We start from the raw sequence: 18,977 nt of genomic DNA on the forward strand, positions 1-18,977 counted from the left end.
GCTGGCGCTAGAAACCGGCGAAACACGACGGGAAAATTCATGGCGAACGCACAGAAAATTCCGACCAGGATGATGGCGATCGCCATCTCGGAGCCGGGCGGGCCGCGGGTGCTGAAACCGGAAACCCGCGACGTGCCGGTACCCGGCCCTGGCGAGATCCTGATCCGGGTGCGTGCCGCCGGCGTCAACCGGCCCGACGTGCAGCAGCGCAAGGGCGCCTATCCGCCGCCGCCGGGTGCGTCGGATCTGCCGGGCCTGGAAGCGGCGGGCGAAGTCGCCGCCCTCGGCGACGAGATATCGCGCTGGCGCGTCGGCGACCGGGTCTGCGCGCTGACGGCGGGCGGCGGCTATGCCGAATATGTCAAGGTTCATGCCGGCAGCGTGCTGCCGCTGCCCGCCGGCTTTACCTACACCGAAGCGGCGGCGCTGCCGGAAAACTACTTCACTGTTTGGCACAATGTCTTCGAGCGCGGCGGCCTGAAGAGCGGCGAGACGCTGCTCGTGCATGGCGGCTCATCGGGTATCGGAACGACGGCGATCCAGCTTGCTGCCGCTTTCGGCGCTTATGTCGTCACCACCGCCGGCAGCAAGGAGAAATGCGACGCCTGCCTCAAGCTCGGCGCCGACCGGACGGTCAACTACCGCGAGGAGGACTTCGTCGCCGCGGTCAAGGAGGCAACCGGCGGCAAGGGCGCCAACGTCATCCTCGACATGGTCGGCGGCGATTATGTCGCGCGAAACTACGAGGCTGCGGCCGTGGAGGGCCGCATCGTCCAGATCGCGACGCAGGGCGGAGCGGTGGCGAGCGCCGATTTCTTCAAAATCATGGCCAAGCGGCTCGTGCACACGGGTTCGCTGCTCAGGCCACGCACGGTGGAGTTCAAGGCGGCAGTCGCGGCTGCGCTGGAGGCGCAGGTTTGGCCGCTGCTCGGCACGCGCAAGGTTGCACCGGTGATGGACACGATCTTCCCGCTCAAGGAAGCCTGGCGGGCGCATGAGCGGATGGAGGAGGGTGAGCACATTGGCAAGATTGTGCTCGATGTCGCCTGACGGCCGGTAAACAGGCTGAACGAAGGCTTAATGGTGCAATGCAACAAACGCATTGCCGCCATGCAAAAGCGTCTGTTCAATTTTTCATCGCCGATGCCTATTTACGCGGCATCGAAACGATGGAGGACTACCATGAACCCGATCCGCGCTTTCCGTAACTGGCGCATGTACAACGAAACCGTGCGCGAACTGAACCGGCTGAACGCTCGTCAGCTCAATGATCTCGGCATCAACCGCGGCGACATAGAGAGAATCGCCCGCCAAGGGCTTTGATCTCGAGCACGATCCTGTCCGAAGACCGGGCGCTGCTTTTCCGCAACGCCGAGCCGCGGTTCGGGATCAAGCCTTAGAAGCCAGAGCCGTAGCAGACGGATTTCCGTCGCCGGTTCCGAGCCCGCCCGACCTTGGTCTGGCGGGCTTTGTCTTTTTGAAGCTTTCGACTGCATGGCTTCATGTGCCGACCCTTCGCGGTCTGCTGGTCGCGCCGCCATGCCGTCCTTGACGCGCGCCTGCCAAAAACATTGCGAAATGGCGAGCGAGCAGTTATATAGACCGCGATTTTCCCATTTTGGTGGCTGTAAACCACCGCCCGCGCGGGAACGCGGGCGAACGAGAAGGATTTTTTAATGGCCAATACGCTGCTGATGCCAAAAGCGACCGCCGTCTGGCTGGTTGACAACACAGCGCTTTCCTTCGAGCAGATCGCGCAGTTCTGCGGACTGCATCCGCTTGAGGTCAAGGCGATCGCCGACGGCGAATCTGCGCAAGGCATCAAGGGTATGGACCCGATCATGACCGGCCAGCTCACTCGCGACGAGATCGCGCACGCCGAGAAGGACCCGAACCACCGGCTGAAGCTCTCCGATCCCAAGGTGCGGGTGCCGGAATCCAAGCGCAAGGGTCCGCGCTACACGCCGCTGTCCAAGCGCCAGGACCGGCCCAACGCCATCCTCTGGCTGGTGCGCAACCATCCCGAGCTCAAGGATGCGCAGATTTCCCGCCTTGTCGGCACGACGAAGTCGACGATCGACCAGATCCGCGACAGAAAACACTGGAACTCCGCCAATCTCCAGCCGATGGATCCAGTGACGCTCGGCCTGACGTCGCAGATCGACCTCGACATGGAAATCAACCGCGCCTCGCGCGGCCGCGAGCAGGCGCAGCCGGTCGGCGATACGCTGCTGCCGGCCGCCTTGACCGAACGGCTGGTGCCGGCGCCGGAAAAGCCGAAGGACGAGGACCGCGAACTCGACGCCAACGCCGTCTTCGCCAAGCTTTCGGCGCTGAAGTCGAAGGACAAGGATACGGACGAAGAGGAATAGAGGTCTCGCATCCAAAACAAAAAGCCCGCTTTCAAGCGGGCTTTTTTTTCGATCTTCCGTGTCAGCTTCGCGCCGCCCGGTCCGGTGCCATGCCGTAGTCCTCGCTGCGTTCCACCGCGCGGTAGAAATCGGCGAGCTGCTTGCCGCGCTCCGGCTTGAAGGTGCGGCCGGCGATGACCACGGAGGCGATGCGGTCGATGCGGAAGGCGCGGAAATCGCCGCGCATCTCGCACCAGGCGACCAAGGTCCACACCTTGCCCCAGAACCACAGGCCGAGTGGGCGGATGTCGCGCGCGGTGCTGCGGCCGGCCTCATCCGAATAGTCGATGGTCAGCACCTGACGTTTCTCGATGGACCGCTCAATCAGGTCGATGGCTTCGCGGGCGGCGTCGCTTACCACCCACATCGGCGTGTGGATCTCGGTGCGGGCGATGCGGTCCTTTTCGGCGTCGGGCAGCACGGCGCCGATCTTGACCAGCGCCTCGTCGGCGGCTCGCGCCATGGCCGCGCCGCCAAAGGCGCGCACCATGCGGGCGCCGGCGACCAGCGCGACGATCTCGTCACGCGTGAACATCAGCGGCGGAAGGTCGAAACCCTCCCTCATCATGTAGCCGACACCGGCCTCGCCGTCGATCGGCACGCCGGTCGACTGCAGGTCGGCGATGTCGCGATAGATGGTCCGCTCGGAAACCTCGAGCCACGTGCCCAGCTTCTGGGCGGTGACCAGACGGCCACCGCGCAGGTGCTGCACGATCTGGAAGAGCCTGTCGGCGCGGCGCATCGTATGGTCCCTCGGCGTCTATTGCTCTAGCCCTTCGCGCTTGCGCTGCGCGGCGACGGAGGCCGCGCCGAAGGACAGTTTCCTCGTTGTCGGCGTGCTTGCGTCGAGCACCCGCCAGAACGGCGCAATGTCGCCCAGCGCCATGCCACGCTCAAGATCCTCGTTGGCGGCCTCGGCGACGGTACGCAGATGATAGCCGATGGTGACCGGACATGTCACCTCGGCACCGTGCTCGATGGCGAGCGCGGTGCGCAAAGCCCGGATATCCATATCCATGCCTTCGGGGATGGCGCAGATGAATGCATCGACCTGGCGAGCTGTGGGAACCAGCATCGGCTGGCCTTCGACGACATCAGCGATGGTGCGTGGCGACGGTGTTATGCCGTTGATGCCAGGCGTGTTCAGCCTGTCGGTCCAGCTTTTCATCGATCGTCCTCTCGGCCGTCCGTCTCTGACGGCCATCCCACTATGGCACGAGCCTCCTGACACCATACTGTCAGGAGGCTTCAGCATGCCTGTTTATCGCCGGGCCGCATCCAGACGCCGGGCAGAAAGATTGCCTCAATTGCCGCCATTGTGGCGGTCGCCATACATGTCCGGCCAGCCAATATCCTTGCGGATGTCCGCCGGCAGGGTGTTCATGAAACGCTGGGTGCGGATCTCATTGCGCATCGTCCGGATCTTGCCGACATAGTGCTGCACGCTACGCAGAATGGTAAAACCGTTCATGGCTGGTCTCCTCTCTTTCGATGCAGGCACTATCGCACACCCCTACTGACAGCAGTCTGTCAGGAGGGTGCGGCTCTCGCGACCGGCGTTCCGATTTGTCCACCGAAGTGATCGAACAGTGCTGAAAACAGGCGTGCCGCGGTGGAAAGACCGCGATCGCGGAGCCGCTTTGACAGCCAGCCGCGATGCTGATCAAAGGCTGCATGTCGAAACTTCTCGCGCTCGTCATCATCGCCATGATGGTCATCCAGCTCATCAAGCCGCTCGGCTGGCCGGGGCTGAAGCGGCGCAGCGATTTCTGGAAGCTGGCGCTGTTGGCTATGGCGGCGATTTCGATTACGGCGGTGCTCGGACACTGGACGTAATGCATGTCGCGCAAAAGTGTGCAGCGGTTTTGCGCCAACGACATACATAAAACAAAGAACCTAAAGTAGCGTCGCATGAGGCCAATCGAACGCGACGCGCTTTAGTGCCGGCAGCCGCTACGCGACGCCCGGTTCGTTGGCGAGCACCAAGCCGGCCAGATGTTCCGCCCAGGCGCGGTAGCCGGCTTCCGAAGCATGAAATCCATCCGACGCAAAGCCGGCCTCGGCGTCGGTGATCGGCAGGCGGGGCGCCGGTATGGCGCCGCGCTCGAGGCAAAGGCGCTCGCCCATCCGGTTCATCTCGCCGGCGCGGATCTCGAGGATCTTGCCGAGCAGCGGCGGCATTGCCGGCGCCCGGGTGAACTCCAGCACCGGCGACCACACCACGCGCGCCTCCGGCCATTTGGCGCGCAGCGCGTAGAGCAGGCCGCCAAAATCGCGCTTGAAGCGCGGTACCGAATGAAAATTCTTGGTGTCGTTGGTGCCGATGGCGAGCACGATATGCGTCCACGGATCGGCCGACAGATTGGGCAGCACATGATCGCGGATCTGGCCAGAGGTTGCCGAGTTGAAGCCGGCTGCCCGCCAGCGCACGGTGCGGCCGGTGCGTTGCGCAATTAGAACGGCCAGTTGCGCGGCCAATCCGTTTTCGGAATTGCCGATGCCGACTGAGGCGGCGGAGGAATCGCCGAGCACCAGCAGCGAGATTGCCGGCGCCTGGCCTGATATCTCGTGCATGACCGGACCTTGTGCCGGCAGCATGCGGGTGGTGCGGCGACGCACGCCAAGTCCTTGCCAGACATAGACCGGAAAGGCGAGCCAGGTGAGAAGGGTCGGAAAGCGCCGCATGGCAAATCCCTTTTAAGGCACAGCGAACAGCACTTAGCGCATGTTGCACTGAAGGTGAACGACCTTGCAGCGACAGCCTGTCGCCTCAATGGCAGCAGTCATGCGTCCCGGATTGGTCTTCATACTCGTCATGCAGCCGCACCCAGTCGGCGAGGCTATGATGCGGCCCGGTTTCGTTGCGGCCTTTCGGCGTCAGGTCGAGATAGTGATAGGCGCCGATCAGCGGATCGCCGCCTCTGGAGCGCGAGATGAAAGTCAGGAAGATGTCGCCTTTCTCGTCGCGATAGAACACGCTGGTGCCGGGAAGGTCCTTCGATCTCCGCGCGCGCCGCTCGAAATTGTAGGTCGTGTCGCCGGCCGCGATCTGCTTGTCGGTGAATGACACCTGCATATCGAAGTTGAAGTCCGAGGCGTAGGACGACACCCAGTCGAATTTCCAGCCCATGCGCTGCTTGTAGGGCAGAAGCTCGGCCAGCGGAGCCCGCGCCACCACCACAAGCGAAACATCGTGGTGCCTGAGATGCTGGTTGGCGCCGTCGATGTGGTCGGCAAGGAACGAGCAGCCCTCGCAACGATAATCGGCGCCCGGCCCGAACATGAAATGGTAGACGATCAACTGGCTGTTGCCGCCAAACAGGTCGGGCAGTTTCTTTGGCCCTTGCTCGGTCTCGAAGACGTAGTCCTTGCGGATCTTCAGCCATGGCAATTCGCGGCGTTCGGCGGCGACGCGGTCGCGAAAGCGCGTCAATTCCTTTTCGCGCGCCAGATGCGCCTTGTGCGCCTGAAACCAGTCTTCCTGCGAAACGGTCTTGTTGTTTGGCATAGGTCTGCTCCTCTTTTCACGGAGGACGTTCGGCAGCGAGGAATGCCGACACAGAGCTGCATTTTCAGTTGCAAGAAAATTGCAGCCCTTGCTGCTTTCAAGCAAAACCCGGGCACGTGGCCCGGGTCGGGAGAAACGCAAGATGGATTCGGTTAAGCGGCTTGCTCCAGCGACGGCTGCCATTGTCCAAGCGCTGCCAGATGGTTCATGTGGGCGCGATGGGCGAAGGCGGCCTGCGCGGCGGCGACGTTCGCCGCCTTGCCGCTCCAGGCCTTCTGCGGAGCGGCCTGCAAGGCGCGGCCGTAGGAGAAGGTCAGCTTCCACGGATGCGGGCCGATGGCGTTGATGGCGTTGAGGTTGGCGGTCGCTTGCTCGTCCGATTGTCCGCCCGAAAGGAAGGCGATGCCTCCGATCGCGGCTGGCACCGTCTCGCGGAACAGTTTTATCGTCCTTTCGGCGACCTGGTCGGGGCTGCTGACCTTGCCCGATTTCTTGCCGGCGAGAACCATGTTTGGCTTCAGGATGGTGCCTTCGAGGACGACGCGGGCCGCATAGAGCTCGGTGTATAGCTTTGTCAGTGTCGCCTTGCTGATCTCGTAGCAAGTGTCGATGTCATGAGCGCCGTCCATCAGCACCTCCGGCTCGACGATCGGCACGATGCCGGCTTCCTGGCAAAGCGCGGCGTAACGGGCGAGCGCATGGGCATTCGAGCCGATCGAGGTGGCGGAAGGCACCCCCTTGGCAACATCGATGTCGATTACCGCGCGCCATTTGGCAAAGCGGGCGCCAAGCTTGTAATAGTCGGCGAGGCGTTCGCGCAGGCCGTCCAGGCCTTCGGTGATGGTATCGCCGGGAAATCTTGCCAGAGGCTTGGCGCCGGCGTCGACCTTGATGCCGGGAATGGCGCCTGATGCCTTGATGATGTCGACCAGCGGCGTGCCGTCGGCGGCCTTCTGGTGGATGGTCTCGTCATAGAGGATAACGCCGGAAATGTACTTGGTCATTGCATCGCTGGCGCGGAACATCATCTCGCGATAGTCGCGGCGGCTGTCGGCGGTCGACTCGACGCCGATGACGTCGAAGCGCTTCTTGATAGTGCCGGAGCTCTCGTCGGCAGCCAGCAGGCCCTTGCCGTTGGCCACCATCGCGGCGGCAATGTCCTCGAGACGTTCGCTCATCGTGCTTCTCCTGAAAGAATTGACCCGTACCCAGCAGACCACCAGAGCAACGCAGGTTCAAGTCGAACCCTTTCGTCGGAGAAGCGCGAATCGATTGAAAATCGCGAGCGCACTGCTTCGCGCTGTTATTAACGCCGCGCTCAGCGCTTCAAGACGTCGACGCCGGGCAAGGGCTTGCCTTCCATCCATTCGAGGAAAGCGCCGCCGGCCGTCGAGACATAGGTGAAATCATCGCTGACGCCGGCATGGTTGAGGGCGGCCACCGTATCGCCGCCGCCGGCCACCGAGACCAGCCTGCCGGCCTTGGTGCGCGCTGCCGCGTGCCTGGCCGTCGCCACCGTCGCATGGTCGAACGGCTCGATCTCGAAGGCGCCGAGCGGCCCGTTCCAGACCAACGTCGCGGCACGGTCGATCCATTCGGCAATGGTTTTCACGGTTTTCGCGCCGACATCGAGGATCATGCCGTCGGCTGGTACGTCTGCAATGGCGACGGTCTCGCTTGCGGCACCGGCCTTGAACTCCCTGGCGACAACGGCGTCGGCGGGCAGGATGATGGCGCAGCCGGCCTCGGCCGCCTCGATCATGATCTGCTTGGCGGTGGTCGCGAGATCGTGCTCGCACAAGGATTTCCCGACGTCGGTGCCGCGTGCCGCGAGAAACGTGTTGGCCATGCCACCGCCGATGACCAGCGCGTCGACCTTCTTCACCAGGTTCATCAACAAGTCGATCTTGGTCGAGACCTTGGCCCCGCCGACAATGGCGACAACCGGGCGGACGGGATTGCCGAGGCCCTTTTCCAGCGCATCGAGCTCGGCCTGCATGGTGCGCCCGGCGAAGGCCGGCAGCACGTGCGCCAGCCCTTCCGTCGACGAATGGGCGCGGTGCGCAGCGGAGAAGGCGTCGTTGACGAAGATGTCGCCGTTGGCGGCGAGCTTTTCGGTGAAGGCCGGGTCGTTCTTCTCCTCGGCTTTGTAGAAGCGGGTGTTCTCGAGCAGCAGCACATCGCTGCTTTCCATGGCGGCGACGGCGCTCGCGGCCTTGTCGCCGATGCAGTCGGTGGCAAAGCCAACCGGACGGCCGAGCACGTCCGCCGTCGCCTTGGCGATCGGCTCGAGCGAGAATTCCGGCGCCGGTCCATCTTTGGGACGACCGAAATGTGCAAGCAGGATGACCTTGGCGCCCTTGCCGGACAGCTCGGCGATGGTCGGTACAATGCGCTCGATGCGGGTGGCGTCGGTGACCTTGCCCTCAGTGACGGGAACGTTGAGGTCGACACGCACCAGCACACGCTTGCCGCTGATATTGCCGATGTCGTCCAGTGTCTTGAAGTCGGCCATGCTGATCCCTTTCGCGAAAAATCGCGGGGACCTTACCCCGCATCAACGACGATGCAAGACCTGCCTGACGGTTCTGCTTAAGGGTTCACGGAAAATGTGATCGCGTGTCGAAGATGAAGCGCCCAGCGGGAGCGAGATGGGCAGCAATGGCGCGAAACGCGCCGACATATGGCTTTACCGGTTGCGCACCACAATGCATGCGCCGCCGACGCTGTGCAGCTTCTGGCAAATATCGTCGGCCTTGGCTTTGGTGTCGGCGCCGATCCGCACCGCATAGATGCCGCGCCTGCCGATCGGTGTGCGCACCCGGCTGACCACCGGATTGCGACCGCTGAGCAAGGCTGGAAACCGCCGTTTCACATTGCTCCACTGATTGAGCGCCGCGGCGCGGCGGAAATTGCCGGCCACCTGCACGCCCCATGGCTTGATGTTGATCGACGACATCGGCACGGTTCTGGACATGATCACCGGCAGCGTGCGGCAGGCGGCAGCGAAGCTCGCCTTCTTGTCGAGCGGCCGGATGACGCCGGCATACGCGGCATCGGTGAACCTGTCGGCCGGCTCGCCCATGACGTCCAAAACGTAGCTTTCGGTCTCCATCGGCAAGAAGCCGCCGGAATTCAGCCAGCGCGTCACCCGGCTCTCGCCGGCATTGTATGCGGCTGCGGCGAGGCCCAGATTGCCAAAGCCGGTCTTCATTTCGGCGAGGTATTTTGCCGAGGCCGGGATAGCCTGCTCGATATCGAACGAATTGGCGAGCCCGCGCATCTTGGCGGTACCCGGCATGAATTGGGCGATACCCTCCGCACCGACGGGGCTGACCGCATTGGGATCGAAGCGACTCTCCTTCCAGATCAGCCGGGCAAAGAAATCCCGGGGCAGGCCGTTCTGGTCGGCATGCGTCTCGATAAGATCGCAAACTCGATCGATCAGCTTCTGCTTGGCCGGCCGCGGCGGATCGGCCTGGACGGCCGTCGCCCAGCCCAGCCCGCAAATGACAGCCAGCGTCGCCCCAAGCAAACGCCGCATCGAACTACTCCGCCGCGGCTTTGCCGTGTTGCCCAAACCGCCGTTCGATGTAGTCGGAAACCATTTTCTCGAAATCCGCGGCAATCGACGGGCCGCGCAGCGTCGCCGCCTTCTTGCCGTCGACGAATACCGGGGCGGTCGGCATCTCGCCGGTGCCGGGCAGCGAAATGCCGATATCGGCATGTTTGGATTCGCCCGGACCGTTGACGATGCAACCCATCACCGCGACCTTGAGGTTCTCGACGCCGGGATATTGTTCGCGCCACACCGGCATGTTCTTGCGCAGGTCGGCCTGGATGTTCTGGGCAAGCTCCTGGAACACGGTCGAGGTCGTGCGGCCGCAGCCCGGGCAGGCGGCGACGATCGGCACGAACTGCCGGAAGCCCATGGTCTGCAACAGCTCCTGCGACACCTGCACTTCGCGTGTGCGGTCGCCGTTCGGCTCCGGCGTCAGCGAGATGCGGATGGTGTCGCCGATGCCTTGCTGGAGAAGGATGCCCATCGCAGCCGATGATGCGACAATGCCTTTCGAGCCCATGCCGGCCTCGGTCAGGCCGAGGTGCAGCGCATGGTTGGAACGGGTGGCAAGCTCGGTGTAGACGGCGATCAGATCCTGCACGCCGCTGACCTTGGCCGAGAGGATGATTTTCTCGCGCGCAAGGCCAATCTCTTCGGCCATTTCGGCCGACAGGATCGCCGACTGCACGATCGCTTCGCGCGTCACTTCCTGCGCGGTCAGCGGAAAGCCTTGGGCCTGGTTGTCGTCCATCAGCCGGGTCAGCAGCTCCTGGTCGAGCGAACCCCAGTTGACACCGATGCGCACCGGCTTGTCGTATCGGATAGCCATCTCGACGATCGCCGCGAACTGCCGATCCCTCTTGTCCTTGAAACCGACATTGCCGGGGTTGATGCGGTACTTGGCCAAGGCCTCGGCGCAGGCCGGATGATCGGCCAGGAGCTTGTGGCCGATGTAATGGAAATCGCCGACCAGCGGCACGTCGATCCCGAGCCGCTCCAGTCGCTCGCGGATGGCCGGCACAGCGGCAGCGCTTTCGTCGCGGTCGACCGTTATGCGCACGATCTCGGAGCCGGCGCGATGCAGCGCCGCCACTTGCGCCACCGTCTGGTCGACATCGGCCGTGTCGGTGTTGGTCATCGACTGGACGACGACTGGGGCGCCGCCGCCGACCATCACGCCGCCGACGTCGACACCGACCGACCTGCGGCGCGGGAAGGGTGAGGAAAAATATCCGGTCATGCCGGCTGCCTTTAATCTTGAAGGTCCGGGCATGAGGTGGAGGAGCAAAGATGGCTTGTCAATGGCGACTGGCGCGCAGACCTAGCAAATCGGAAATGGCAAGACGGCAGCTTGCCGCAAATCCATAAGCGTTTCCGGCAGCATAGAGACATGTCACCGGAAAGAAATCGCGCGCCAGGCGGCGCAGCTAGTCCTGGATGGGCGTCAATGCGTCGTCGGTTTCGCCTTCAGTTTTTCAATCTCGTCCTTGAGCGCCAGCTTGCGCCGCTTGAGATTCACGATTTCGAGGTCGTCTACCGACGGATGGGTCATCGCATCGTCGATTTCGCGTTCGATGTCGCCGTGTTTCCGCTGCAGCTCATCAAGATGGGATGCAAGAGACATGATTGGTTCTCCCTTTCATGGTTTCCTCGGATTGCAGCCGTCATGGCACGTCCACCGCAGGCTCGCTTCTGTGACGGCATAATGACAGTGTGCCACCATCGCGCACCGATGTCGAATGCTGCGTGGTAGCATTCCACGACAATATGAAATGTGGTATGGGCTGCGCGCCGGTGCAAGAAGACCCCCGGTCCCGCCCAATCAGGCCCATAGTTTGGGCGCCGCAGACGTGCAGACGGTAAAAATGTCCGATCAGGAACAGGCAGATATCCGCCTCGAATATTCCCGGCTGAAGCAGGAACACGCCGATTTCGACGCGGCCATCAATGCGATGATCGCCATGAATTGCGACCCGCTGCAGATCCAGCGCATGAAGAAAAAGAAGCTTTTCCTGAAGGACAGGCTGATGGCGCTCGAAGACAAGATCATTCCAGACATTATCGCTTGAACGGACGCCGGCGCTGGCCTGCTGGAAAGGCGGCCTATGCCGCGATCGAAAGCCGCGCGGCGCGCTCGAGCAACAGCTCTATCAGGTCATCGGTCTTTTCGGTCGAGGTATCGATGGGAACCACCAGGCACATCGTCGCCTCGACCCTGCCCGGCGCCGAAAAGACCGGCGCGGCCAGGCATTTCGTGTAGGCATCGACAAGGCCGGAGGTGACGCAGTAGCCGGCCGACTTGGCCACCGCGATATCGGCTATGAAATCGTCGAGCTGCAACCTGCGGCCGTCCGGCAGTACGAGGTCGTCTTCCGAGACCATATCCTCGATCGCTGCCCTTTCGAAGCCGGCGAGGAGCAGTCGCCCGGAAGCTGTCCAGGGGAGCGGTATTTGCAGACCCGTCGCCGAGCTGATCCTGAATGGCCTGGTTCCCGGGCTTGAATGGACGATGGTGTAGCGGCCGCTTTGCAGCATGCACAGCTCCGAGGTCTCGCCGGTCTCGCGTGACAGATGGTCGACTTCCTGGCGCCCTCGCCTGAGCAGGTCGTTGCCCCGCACATAGTCCATTCCGTAGAGATAGAGCTTCTTTCCAAAATAGACCCGATTGCCGTCTCCGGCCATCTCCAGCAGGCCTGCGTCAACCAGCGAGCGCACCAGCGTATAGGTCGTCGACCGCGGTGCATTCACCCCTCTGGCAAGATCGCCAATGCCGATCGCGCGCTGGGTCGCGTGAAGAAACTCCAGAATCTGGAGGACCCGGTTGAGGCCCTTCTCCCGAGAACCCGAGTTCTTGTCTTCGTCCAGACCGGCGTCCGGTCGAGCGGCCAAGGCATTGCCTTCTTGCATTATCGATTCCTGATGTTAATCTGTCTTGTACAGAGTACAGGCGTCCTTTGTAAGGGACAATGACGTCAGTTGCAACCGATGCCTGCGCTGCTGGTCCAACGGGGAACACAACACGAAGGAGGTCGCCGTGAACGACACATCCAAAAGGCGTGAATTTCTGAAACTGGGAATGGCCGGGCTTGCAACGGCCGGAGTGATGAGTGCCGCCACTGCGGTCGATGTCCAGAAAGCTGCGGCCCAGGCAGCGCCTGACAGCCTGCTGCGCACCGTTCTCGAGCGCGGCAAGGTGATCGTCGGCACCGGCAGCACCAACGCGCCCTGGCACTTCGAGAACGATGCCGGCGAACTGGTGGGCATGGACATCACCATGGGTCGCATTCTCGCCAAGGGGCTTTTCGACGATCCGACCAAAGTCGAATTCGTAATGCAGGATCCGGCCCAGCGCATTCCGAACGTGACCACCAACAAGGTCGACATCACCATCCAGTTCATGACCATGACCGCCCAGCGCTCGCAGCTGATCCACTTCTCTCGGCCCTATTACGTCGAGGGCATTGCCTTGCTGACCCTTCCGAACGCAGAGAACAAGACCTTCGACAAGCTGCTTGCCGCCGGTTCGGCGACCCGGATTTCCATCCTGCAAAACGTCGATGCCGAGGCAAACGTGCGCATCGTCCTGCCGGAGGCGCAGGTGATGCAGATAGACACGCAGGCCAACGTGCTGCAGGCACTGGAATCGAAACGATCCGACGCCGCCGCCGTCGATCTGTCGACGGTCCGCTGGCTCGCCTCGCGCAATCCGGACAAATACTTCGATGCCGGCAAGAGTTGGTTCTCGATGCTTTATGGTGCCGCACTGCGGCAGGGCGACCTCGACTGGCTGACCTTCGTCAACCAGACCTTCGCTATCGCCATGTTCGGCCATGAAACGGCACTCTACGACGCTGCGTTCAAGGATTATTTCGGACAGGAGCCGCCGGCCCGCCATCCTGGATTCCCGGTTATCTGATCCATCAGGCGGAAGGATGCCTCCGGCGCCCTTCCGCCTCGTTCCCGGACTGTCGGCACTAAGCAGGACGCATGGGCTATACCCTCAACTTCAACCTGATCTGGCGGCATTTCGACAAGCTCTGGGGCGGGCTGCTGCTCAGCCTTGAGCTGGCCGTCATCTCTATCGCGCTCGGCATCGTCATCGGGCTGCTTCTGGCGGTCTGGTACGTGTCGGCCGGGCGAGCGGTGCGGACCGTCATCGCGGGCTATGTCGAATTCATCCGCAACGTGCCGCTGATCCTGCTCGTCTACCTGGTCTTCTACGGCCTGCCGACCGTGGTCGATATCGCCTACAGCGCGCAAACCTCGTTCATTGCCACGCTGTCGCTCTACAGCGGCGCCTATCTGGTCGAGGTGTTCCGCTCCGGGCTCGAGGCGGTGCCGCGCGGACAACTCGACGCCGGCAAGGCGATTGGCCTGACCCCTTGGCAGAGACTGCTCCATGTACGCTTGCCGACGATGCTGCGCATAACGCTGCCGGCGCTTTCCAACACTTTCATATCGCTCTTCAAGGACACGTCGGTGGCGTCGGTCATCTCGGTACCCGAGCTCACCTATGGCGCCCAGTGGATCAACTTCAACACCTTCCGCATTGTCGAGGTCTATCTGGTGGTGACTGCGATGTACCTGTTGACCGGCTACGCGCTGCTTTTCGCGCTGCGGCTGGTCGAGCGCCGGTTCAAGGCGGCGCGCTGACATGCTGAGCCAGATCATCTATGCCTTGCCGTTCCTCGCCGAAGGCTTTGCCGTAACCTTGTGGGTGTCGCTGCTGGTTGTGGTGCTATCGCTTATCGCCGGCGTGCTGATGGGTGTCGGCCTCGTCTATGGTCCGGCTCCGCTGCGCTGGGCAGTGCGCGTCTTCAGCGACACCATACGCGGCATTCCGATCCTGGTGCTGATCTTCTTCGTCTATTACGGCCTGCCCGCGGTGGGACTGCATCTTGAGTCCTTTTGGGCGGCCGTACTCGCCCTCACCCTCTTCAAGACCGCACAAGTCGTCGAGTATCTCAGGGGCGCCGTCGGCTCGATTCCCAAGGGTCAGTCCGAGGCGGCGATGGCGATCGGGCTGACCTTCCGCCAGCGGCTGGCCTACGTCATTTTTCCGCAAGCGTTCAGGCGCTTCCTGCCGCCCTGGATCAACGGCGTCACCGACGCGGTGAAAGGCAGCGCGCTGGTCTCGCTGCTCGGCATCACCGACCTGATGCAAGCGATCAACCAGGTCATCGGCCGCACCTATGAGGCGATGCCGCTCTACATCCTCGGCGCGCTCGTCTACTTCGCCGTCAACTACGCCCTCTCCTTGGCCAGCCGGCGGCTGGAGCGGCGTTTCTCCTTCATCCGGGAATAACAAGATGTCCAAAGCCTCGCACGCAAATCCGGCGCTTCTCGATATCTCCGAGGTCTCCAAAGCCTTTGGATCCGTCGAGGTCCTGCGCTCGGTCAGCCTCAAGGTGACGCGCGGCGAGGTGGTGACGGTCATCGGCCCATCCGGCAGCGGCAAGACCACCCTGCTGCGCTGCGTCAATTTCCTGGAGAGCTATGATAACGGCTCGATCCGTATCGACGGTAAAGAGGTCGGCTACCGCGAGGCGGGAACACGCCAGCGACGCAGCGAGCGCGACCTTGCGGCGATGCGCGCCGAGACCGGAATGGTGTTCCAGAGCTTCAATCTGTTTCCGCATTTGACTGCGACCGGCAACATCATGCTCGGCCTGCGCAAGGTGCGCGGCAAGAGCAATGCCGAGGCCCGCACCATTGCCGAGCACTGGCTCGGCCGGGTCGGGCTCGCCCACAAGGCCGACAGTCTGCCGGCCGAGCTTTCCGGCGGCCAGCAGCAGCGCGTCGGCATCGCCCGCGCCGTGGCGATGGAGCCGAAGATCCTGCTCCTCGACGAGATAACCTCGGCGCTCGACCCCGAACTGGTTGGCGAGGTGCTCGAGGTCGTACGTAGTCTGGCCGAAGACGGCATGACGATGCTGATGGTCACGCACGAGATGGCTTTTGCACGCGACGCATCGAGCCGCATCGTTTTCATGGCGGATGGCGGCGTCAGTGCCGTCGGACCTCCCGCCGAGATTCTGGCTGCGGACTTCGACAATGAACGCCTTCGCAGCTTCCTGGCGCGGTTTCGCGCCTCGCATTTTTGACACCGGACGGCGAAAGCTGTCGCAAGGAGCTTTTATGACGCCTTACATCCGGCTCGCGGAATTGGGCCTGACGCTGCCCGAGCCGCCGAAGCCCATCGCCAACTTCGTCACCTATGCCGAGAGCGGACGGCTGATCTTCCTCTCCGGCCAGGGGCCGTTGCGCGCTGATGGCGCGCTCTGCACCGGCAAGGTTGGCGAGGATGTCTCCGTGGAGGAGGCCTATGGGCATGCCCGTCTCACCGGCCTGAACCTGCTCGCCGTCATGCATGCCGCGGCCGGCGACCTCGGCCGCATCGTGCGCGTCGTCAAGCTGCTTGGCTTTGTCAATGCAACGCCGACATTCAGCGAGCACCCCAAGGTGGTGAATGGCTGTTCCGATCTTTTCGCGGCCGTCTTTGATACGCTTGGCGGACACGCCCGTTCCGCGATCGGTGTCGGCTCGCTGCCGGGCAACATCACAGTTGAAATCGAGGCGGTCGTCGAGATCGCCGCCTGAAAACAGGATCTACAGAGATGACGACCTATTCCGCTGACCGTTCCAATACGACAATCCGCGAACGGCTCGGCCTTCGCCCGATCATTAATGTTTCCGGAACGATGACGGCGCTCGGCGCTTCGATCATCGTGCCGGAAGCGATTGCCGCAATGTCGGAAATCGCCTCGCAATGGGTCGAGATGGACGATCTGCAGCGCGCCGCAAGCACGGTGATTGCACGCCTCACCGGCGGCGAGGCCGGCTTTATCACCGCATGCTGCGCCAGCGGCATAACCATGGCGATTGCCGGCGCGATGACCGGAACCAGCCTTCTTGCGATCGAGCGGCTGCCGGACGACACCGAGGGCCTCAAATCGGAGGTCATCGTCCAGCTTGGCCACATCGTCAATTATGGCGCGCCGATCGACCAGTCGATCCGGCTTGCCGGAGCCAAGGCAGTGCCCGCCGGCACGGTCAGCGTTACGCAGGACTATCATGTAGGCGAGGCGATCCAGGACCGGACGGCGGCAGCCCTCTACGTCGTCGCGCACCACACCGTGCAATACGGCATGCTCTCGCTCGAAGAGTTCTGCGAGATCTGCCACGCCAAGGGCGTGCCGGTGATCGTCGACGCCGCCTCGGAATACGATTTGCGCGGCTTTCTGGCGCGCGGCGCCGACATTGTCGTCTATAGCGGGCACAAATTTCTCTCAGGGCCGACAAGCGGCATCGTTGCCGGCCGCAAGGATCTGGTGCGGGCCGCCTATCTCCAGAACCGCGGCGTTGCGCGCGCCATGAAGGTCGGCAAGGAGAGCATTGCCGGCACCATGGCGGCCCTGGAAGCCTGGGAACGGCGCGACCATGCCGGCATCCGCCAGCGGGAAGAAGCCGCACTGCATCTGTGGCAAACCGCATTGCAGGGCCTGCCCGGCATCGCAGCAAACATCATTCCCGATCCGACCGGAAATCCTCTCGAGCGCCTGCAGGTGTTTGTTGCGCCCGAAAGCCGGTTCACCGCCGCCGGGCTGGCCTCGGCACTGGCGGCGGGTTCGCCCCCCATTATCGTTCGCAACCACGAGGTCGAGCGCGGCCACTTCTTCCTTGATCCGTGCAATCTGCACCCCGGCGAGGCGGAGATCGTCGCCGAGCGCCTGCGGGCGGTGTTGAGCGCTGCTGAGCGGCCCGCGGATGCGATGAAGTCCGCTCGCAAGCAGTCTGCCGGGGCTTTGCGCTGGCCGGATTAGGTAGCGATGGCGCCATTCGCCCGAGTGCGGGACGCTCCTATCCTTGCGGCTCCCCTCGATTTCCGCTAATGCGCGCGTTTGCCGCCGGGGAGCAGAAGCTTGGACAATCACCGCGCCGACGTCGCCATCATCATGGGCAGCCAGTCCGACTGGGCGACGATGCGCCACGCCGCCGAAACGCTTGAGGCGCTTGGCATTCCGCACAAGCGGCTGATCGTCTCGGCCCACCGCACTCCCGACCGGCTCTATGACTTCGCCAAGGGCGCCAAGGGCGCCGGCTACAAGGTGATCATCGCCGGTGCCGGCGGTGCGGCGCATCTGCCGGGCATGACGGCAGCGATGACGCCACTGCCGGTGTTCGGCGTGCCGGTGGAATCGAAGACGCTGTCCGGCCAGGATTCGCTGCTATCCATCGTGCAGATGCCGGCCGGCATTCCGGTCGGCACTTTGGCCATCGGCAAGGCCGGCGCTGCCAACGCTGCCCTTCTGGCTGCCGCGGTGCTGGCACTGAGCGACGAAAAGCTTGCCGCCCGGCTGGATAGTTGGCGCGCCGCACAGACCGCCAAGGTGGCCGCCGAGCCCGTGGACACGCCGTGAGCCTGCCCGCCGGATCGACCATCGGCATCATTGGCGGCGGCCAGCTCGGCCGCATGCTGGCGATGGCCGCGGCCCGCCTCGGCTACCGCATCGTCGTGCTGGAGCCGCAGCCAGACTGCCCGGCGGCACAGGTCGCCAACCGGCAGATCGTCGCCGCCTACGACGACGCGGCCGCGCTCGGCGAGCTGGCTGCGGCCAGTGCCGTCGTTACTTACGAATTCGAGAACGTTCCGGTTGCGGCCGCCGCGGCACTTGCCACCACGGTCCCGGTCTATCCGCCGGCACGCGCACTGGAAGTGGCTCAGGACCGGCTGGCGGAAAAGAAATTCCTCAACGGCATCGGCATACCGACCGCGGATTTCAGCCCCGTCGACAATGACGAGGAACTGACGGCCGCGCTGAAAAAGTTCAACGGCAGCGGCATATTGAAGACGCGCCGGATGGGCTATGACGGCAAGGGCCAGCGTGTCTTCCGCAACATGGAAACAGGCGGCTTTGCCGGCACTTGCGAGGCGATGGGCAACGTGCCGTTGATCCTGGAATCATTCGTCGCCTTCGAGCGCGAGATTTCGGTGATCGCCGCGCGCGGCATCGACGGTTCGCTCGCCGCCTACGATCCGGCCTGGAATGTCCATCGCAACGGTATTCTTCACAGTTCGACGCTGCCGGCCGGGGTGAAGTCCGACACGGCGGCTGCGGCTCAAACGGCGGCGGCCGAGATACTTGCAGCGCTCGACTATGTCGGCGTCATCGGCGTCGAATTCTTTGTCCTGGCCGACGGTTCGCTGCTGGCCAACGAGATTGCGCCGCGCGTCCACAATTCCGGCCACTGGACGGAGGCCGCCTGCACCATCTCGCAATTCGAGCAGCACATCCGCGCCGTCGCCGGCCTGCCGCTGGGAAATCCCGCACGGCAGTTCGACTGCGTCATGGAAAACCTGATCGGCGACGACATCCGGCGCGTTCCTGAACTTCTCGCCGAGCCCGATCTGATGCTGCACCTCTATGGCAAGGCCGAGGCGCGGCCCGGCCGCAAGATGGGCCATTTCACGCGCGTGAGCCGCCGCAGCTAGAGC

The 18,977-nt window shown here is 63.3% G+C and carries 24 protein-coding genes; 13 read left to right on the forward strand and 11 right to left on the reverse strand.

Translation table 11 applies throughout. The features are described from left to right. Window positions 1–39 precede the first annotated feature (39 nt). The 3 genes from NKI01_RS02700 (at window position 40) to NKI01_RS02710 (ending at window position 2,372) form a co-directional block, all read left to right on the forward strand. Window positions 40–1,050 carry an NAD(P)H-quinone oxidoreductase gene (locus NKI01_RS02700; protein ID WP_352588315.1) on the forward strand — a complete coding sequence of 337 codons (1,011 nt, stop codon included), beginning with the start codon at window positions 40–42 and terminating at the stop codon, window positions 1,048–1,050. A gap of 132 nt (window positions 1,051–1,182) precedes the next feature. Then, window positions 1,183–1,323: a DUF1127 domain-containing protein gene (locus tag NKI01_RS02705; RefSeq protein WP_023720976.1), complete on the forward strand. Its 141-nt coding sequence runs from the start codon at window positions 1,183–1,185 to the stop codon at window positions 1,321–1,323. Between the two features lie 353 nt (window positions 1,324–1,676). Next, window positions 1,677–2,372: a DUF1013 domain-containing protein gene (locus NKI01_RS02710; protein WP_352961789.1), complete on the forward strand. Its 696-nt coding sequence runs from the start codon at window positions 1,677–1,679 to the stop codon at window positions 2,370–2,372. Window positions 2,373–2,433: 61 nt separating this feature from the next. Here NKI01_RS02710 and NKI01_RS02715 read toward each other — a convergent pair whose 3' ends face one another. The 3 genes from NKI01_RS02715 to NKI01_RS02725 all read right to left on the reverse strand — a co-directional run bounded on the left by NKI01_RS02715 (window position 2,434) and on the right by NKI01_RS02725 (window position 3,882). Next, on the reverse strand, window positions 2,434–3,153 hold the full coding sequence (locus tag NKI01_RS02715) for a helix-turn-helix transcriptional regulator (protein ID WP_023678491.1): 720 nt from the start codon (window positions 3,151–3,153) through the stop codon (window positions 2,434–2,436). Window positions 3,154–3,171: 18 nt separating this feature from the next. Further along, entirely contained in the window at window positions 3,172–3,579 is a 408-nt protein-coding gene (locus NKI01_RS02720) for a hypothetical protein (protein WP_023720978.1), read from the reverse strand. A gap of 135 nt (window positions 3,580–3,714) precedes the next feature. Further along, window positions 3,715–3,882, reverse strand: a complete 168-nt coding sequence (locus NKI01_RS02725; protein ID WP_023720979.1) for a hypothetical protein — start codon at window positions 3,880–3,882, stop codon at window positions 3,715–3,717. Between the two features lie 203 nt (window positions 3,883–4,085). Between NKI01_RS02725 and NKI01_RS02730 the strand changes: the two genes are divergently transcribed. After that, window positions 4,086–4,247 carry a hypothetical protein gene (locus NKI01_RS02730; protein WP_008873884.1) on the forward strand — a complete coding sequence of 54 codons (162 nt, stop codon included), beginning with the start codon at window positions 4,086–4,088 and terminating at the stop codon, window positions 4,245–4,247. Between the two features lie 117 nt (window positions 4,248–4,364). Here the strand turns inward: NKI01_RS02730 and NKI01_RS02735 are convergent, their stop codons facing one another. From NKI01_RS02735 to NKI01_RS02765, 7 genes are all read right to left on the reverse strand, one after another. Further along, window positions 4,365–5,096: an SGNH/GDSL hydrolase family protein gene (locus NKI01_RS02735; protein WP_023720980.1), complete on the reverse strand. Its 732-nt coding sequence runs from the start codon at window positions 5,094–5,096 to the stop codon at window positions 4,365–4,367. An 85-nt stretch (window positions 5,097–5,181) separates the two neighbouring features. Further along, window positions 5,182–5,919, reverse strand: a complete 738-nt coding sequence (locus tag NKI01_RS02740; protein WP_023720981.1) for a DUF899 domain-containing protein — start codon at window positions 5,917–5,919, stop codon at window positions 5,182–5,184. Window positions 5,920–6,071: 152 nt separating this feature from the next. Beyond that, a complete protein-coding gene (locus NKI01_RS02745) occupies window positions 6,072–7,097 on the reverse strand; it encodes a class I fructose-bisphosphate aldolase (RefSeq protein ID WP_352961791.1) in 1,026 nt (341 codons plus the stop codon). 140 nt (window positions 7,098–7,237) lie between these two features. Then, entirely contained in the window at window positions 7,238–8,434 is a 1,197-nt protein-coding gene (locus tag NKI01_RS02750) for a phosphoglycerate kinase (protein ID WP_352961793.1), read from the reverse strand. Window positions 8,435–8,608: 174 nt separating this feature from the next. Continuing rightward, entirely contained in the window at window positions 8,609–9,463 is an 855-nt protein-coding gene (locus NKI01_RS02755) for a lytic transglycosylase domain-containing protein (RefSeq protein WP_352961795.1), read from the reverse strand. Between the two features lie 4 nt (window positions 9,464–9,467). Beyond that, window positions 9,468–10,721 (reverse strand): flavodoxin-dependent (E)-4-hydroxy-3-methylbut-2-enyl-diphosphate synthase, encoded by a 1,254-nt coding sequence (gene ispG, locus NKI01_RS02760; protein WP_352961797.1) that lies wholly within the window; start codon window positions 10,719–10,721, stop codon window positions 9,468–9,470. Window positions 10,722–10,925: 204 nt separating this feature from the next. Further along, on the reverse strand, window positions 10,926–11,105 hold the full coding sequence (locus NKI01_RS02765) for a YdcH family protein (RefSeq protein WP_023678481.1): 180 nt from the start codon (window positions 11,103–11,105) through the stop codon (window positions 10,926–10,928). Window positions 11,106–11,346: 241 nt separating this feature from the next. Between NKI01_RS02765 and NKI01_RS02770 the strand changes: the two genes are divergently transcribed. Further along, window positions 11,347–11,550, forward strand: coding sequence for a YdcH family protein (locus NKI01_RS02770; protein ID WP_023678480.1), 204 nt, complete (start codon window positions 11,347–11,349; stop codon window positions 11,548–11,550). Window positions 11,551–11,584: 34 nt separating this feature from the next. On the opposite strand, the gene NKI01_RS02775 is transcribed toward NKI01_RS02770, so the two are convergent. Next, window positions 11,585–12,388, reverse strand: coding sequence for an IclR family transcriptional regulator (locus NKI01_RS02775; RefSeq protein ID WP_352961799.1), 804 nt, complete (start codon window positions 12,386–12,388; stop codon window positions 11,585–11,587). Between the two features lie 127 nt (window positions 12,389–12,515). Here NKI01_RS02775 and NKI01_RS02780 point away from each other — a divergent pair, with 127 nt between their 5' ends. From NKI01_RS02780 to NKI01_RS02815, 8 genes are all read left to right on the forward strand, one after another. Continuing rightward, window positions 12,516–13,397, forward strand: coding sequence for a transporter substrate-binding protein (locus tag NKI01_RS02780; protein ID WP_352917720.1), 882 nt, complete (start codon window positions 12,516–12,518; stop codon window positions 13,395–13,397). A 71-nt stretch (window positions 13,398–13,468) separates the two neighbouring features. Next, a complete protein-coding gene (locus tag NKI01_RS02785) occupies window positions 13,469–14,134 on the forward strand; it encodes an amino acid ABC transporter permease (protein ID WP_352917721.1) in 666 nt (221 codons plus the stop codon). A 1-nt stretch (window position 14,135) separates the two neighbouring features. Beyond that, entirely contained in the window at window positions 14,136–14,786 is a 651-nt protein-coding gene (locus NKI01_RS02790) for an amino acid ABC transporter permease (protein ID WP_352640167.1), read from the forward strand. A gap of 4 nt (window positions 14,787–14,790) precedes the next feature. Further along, window positions 14,791–15,585, forward strand: a complete 795-nt coding sequence (locus tag NKI01_RS02795; RefSeq protein ID WP_352855444.1) for an amino acid ABC transporter ATP-binding protein — start codon at window positions 14,791–14,793, stop codon at window positions 15,583–15,585. Between the two features lie 34 nt (window positions 15,586–15,619). Continuing rightward, complete coding sequence (locus tag NKI01_RS02800; protein WP_023678474.1) at window positions 15,620–16,081, forward strand: RidA family protein; 462 nt, start codon at window positions 15,620–15,622, stop codon at window positions 16,079–16,081. Between the two features lie 17 nt (window positions 16,082–16,098). Then, window positions 16,099–17,304: an aminotransferase class V-fold PLP-dependent enzyme gene (locus NKI01_RS02805; protein WP_031194547.1), complete on the forward strand. Its 1,206-nt coding sequence runs from the start codon at window positions 16,099–16,101 to the stop codon at window positions 17,302–17,304. 99 nt (window positions 17,305–17,403) lie between these two features. Beyond that, window positions 17,404–17,901 carry a 5-(carboxyamino)imidazole ribonucleotide mutase gene (purE, locus tag NKI01_RS02810; protein WP_352961802.1) on the forward strand — a complete coding sequence of 166 codons (498 nt, stop codon included), beginning with the start codon at window positions 17,404–17,406 and terminating at the stop codon, window positions 17,899–17,901. Then, entirely contained in the window at window positions 17,898–18,974 is a 1,077-nt protein-coding gene (locus tag NKI01_RS02815) for a 5-(carboxyamino)imidazole ribonucleotide synthase (protein WP_352640164.1), read from the forward strand. The genes purE and NKI01_RS02815 overlap by 4 nt, the downstream gene beginning before the upstream one ends. The last annotated feature ends 3 nt before the right edge of the window (window positions 18,975–18,977 follow it).

It is taken from the genome of Mesorhizobium sp. M0815 (assembly GCF_040319995.1).
GTDB lineage: Bacteria > Pseudomonadota > Alphaproteobacteria > Rhizobiales > Rhizobiaceae > Mesorhizobium.

Excerpts from the sequence above, each read along its gene's own strand:
- NKI01_RS02700 (WP_352588315.1), top strand. The coding sequence starts at position 40 with ATGGCGAACGCACAGAAAATTCCGACCAGGATGATGGCGATCGCCATC.
- NKI01_RS02705 (WP_023720976.1), top strand. The coding sequence starts at position 1,183 with ATGAACCCGATCCGCGCTTTCCGTAACTGGCGCATGTACAACGAAACC.
- NKI01_RS02710 (WP_352961789.1), top strand. The coding sequence starts at position 1,677 with ATGGCCAATACGCTGCTGATGCCAAAAGCGACCGCCGTCTGGCTGGTT.
- NKI01_RS02715 (WP_023678491.1), bottom strand. The coding sequence starts at position 3,153 with ATGCGCCGCGCCGACAGGCTCTTCCAGATCGTGCAGCACCTGCGCGGT.
- NKI01_RS02720 (WP_023720978.1), bottom strand. The coding sequence starts at position 3,579 with ATGAAAAGCTGGACCGACAGGCTGAACACGCCTGGCATCAACGGCATA.
- NKI01_RS02725 (WP_023720979.1), bottom strand. The coding sequence starts at position 3,882 with ATGAACGGTTTTACCATTCTGCGTAGCGTGCAGCACTATGTCGGCAAG.
- NKI01_RS02730 (WP_008873884.1), top strand. The coding sequence starts at position 4,086 with ATGTCGAAACTTCTCGCGCTCGTCATCATCGCCATGATGGTCATCCAG.
- NKI01_RS02735 (WP_023720980.1), bottom strand. The coding sequence starts at position 5,096 with ATGCGGCGCTTTCCGACCCTTCTCACCTGGCTCGCCTTTCCGGTCTAT.
- NKI01_RS02740 (WP_023720981.1), bottom strand. The coding sequence starts at position 5,919 with ATGCCAAACAACAAGACCGTTTCGCAGGAAGACTGGTTTCAGGCGCAC.
- NKI01_RS02745 (WP_352961791.1), bottom strand. The coding sequence starts at position 7,097 with ATGAGCGAACGTCTCGAGGACATTGCCGCCGCGATGGTGGCCAACGGC.
- NKI01_RS02750 (WP_352961793.1), bottom strand. The coding sequence starts at position 8,434 with ATGGCCGACTTCAAGACACTGGACGACATCGGCAATATCAGCGGCAAG.
- NKI01_RS02755 (WP_352961795.1), bottom strand. The coding sequence starts at position 9,463 with ATGCGGCGTTTGCTTGGGGCGACGCTGGCTGTCATTTGCGGGCTGGGC.
- ispG (WP_352961797.1), bottom strand. The coding sequence starts at position 10,721 with ATGACCGGATATTTTTCCTCACCCTTCCCGCGCCGCAGGTCGGTCGGT.
- NKI01_RS02765 (WP_023678481.1), bottom strand. The coding sequence starts at position 11,105 with ATGTCTCTTGCATCCCATCTTGATGAGCTGCAGCGGAAACACGGCGAC.
- NKI01_RS02770 (WP_023678480.1), top strand. The coding sequence starts at position 11,347 with ATGTCCGATCAGGAACAGGCAGATATCCGCCTCGAATATTCCCGGCTG.
- NKI01_RS02775 (WP_352961799.1), bottom strand. The coding sequence starts at position 12,388 with ATGCAAGAAGGCAATGCCTTGGCCGCTCGACCGGACGCCGGTCTGGAC.
- NKI01_RS02785 (WP_352917721.1), top strand. The coding sequence starts at position 13,469 with ATGGGCTATACCCTCAACTTCAACCTGATCTGGCGGCATTTCGACAAG.
- NKI01_RS02790 (WP_352640167.1), top strand. The coding sequence starts at position 14,136 with ATGCTGAGCCAGATCATCTATGCCTTGCCGTTCCTCGCCGAAGGCTTT.
- NKI01_RS02795 (WP_352855444.1), top strand. The coding sequence starts at position 14,791 with ATGTCCAAAGCCTCGCACGCAAATCCGGCGCTTCTCGATATCTCCGAG.
- NKI01_RS02800 (WP_023678474.1), top strand. The coding sequence starts at position 15,620 with ATGACGCCTTACATCCGGCTCGCGGAATTGGGCCTGACGCTGCCCGAG.
- NKI01_RS02805 (WP_031194547.1), top strand. The coding sequence starts at position 16,099 with ATGACGACCTATTCCGCTGACCGTTCCAATACGACAATCCGCGAACGG.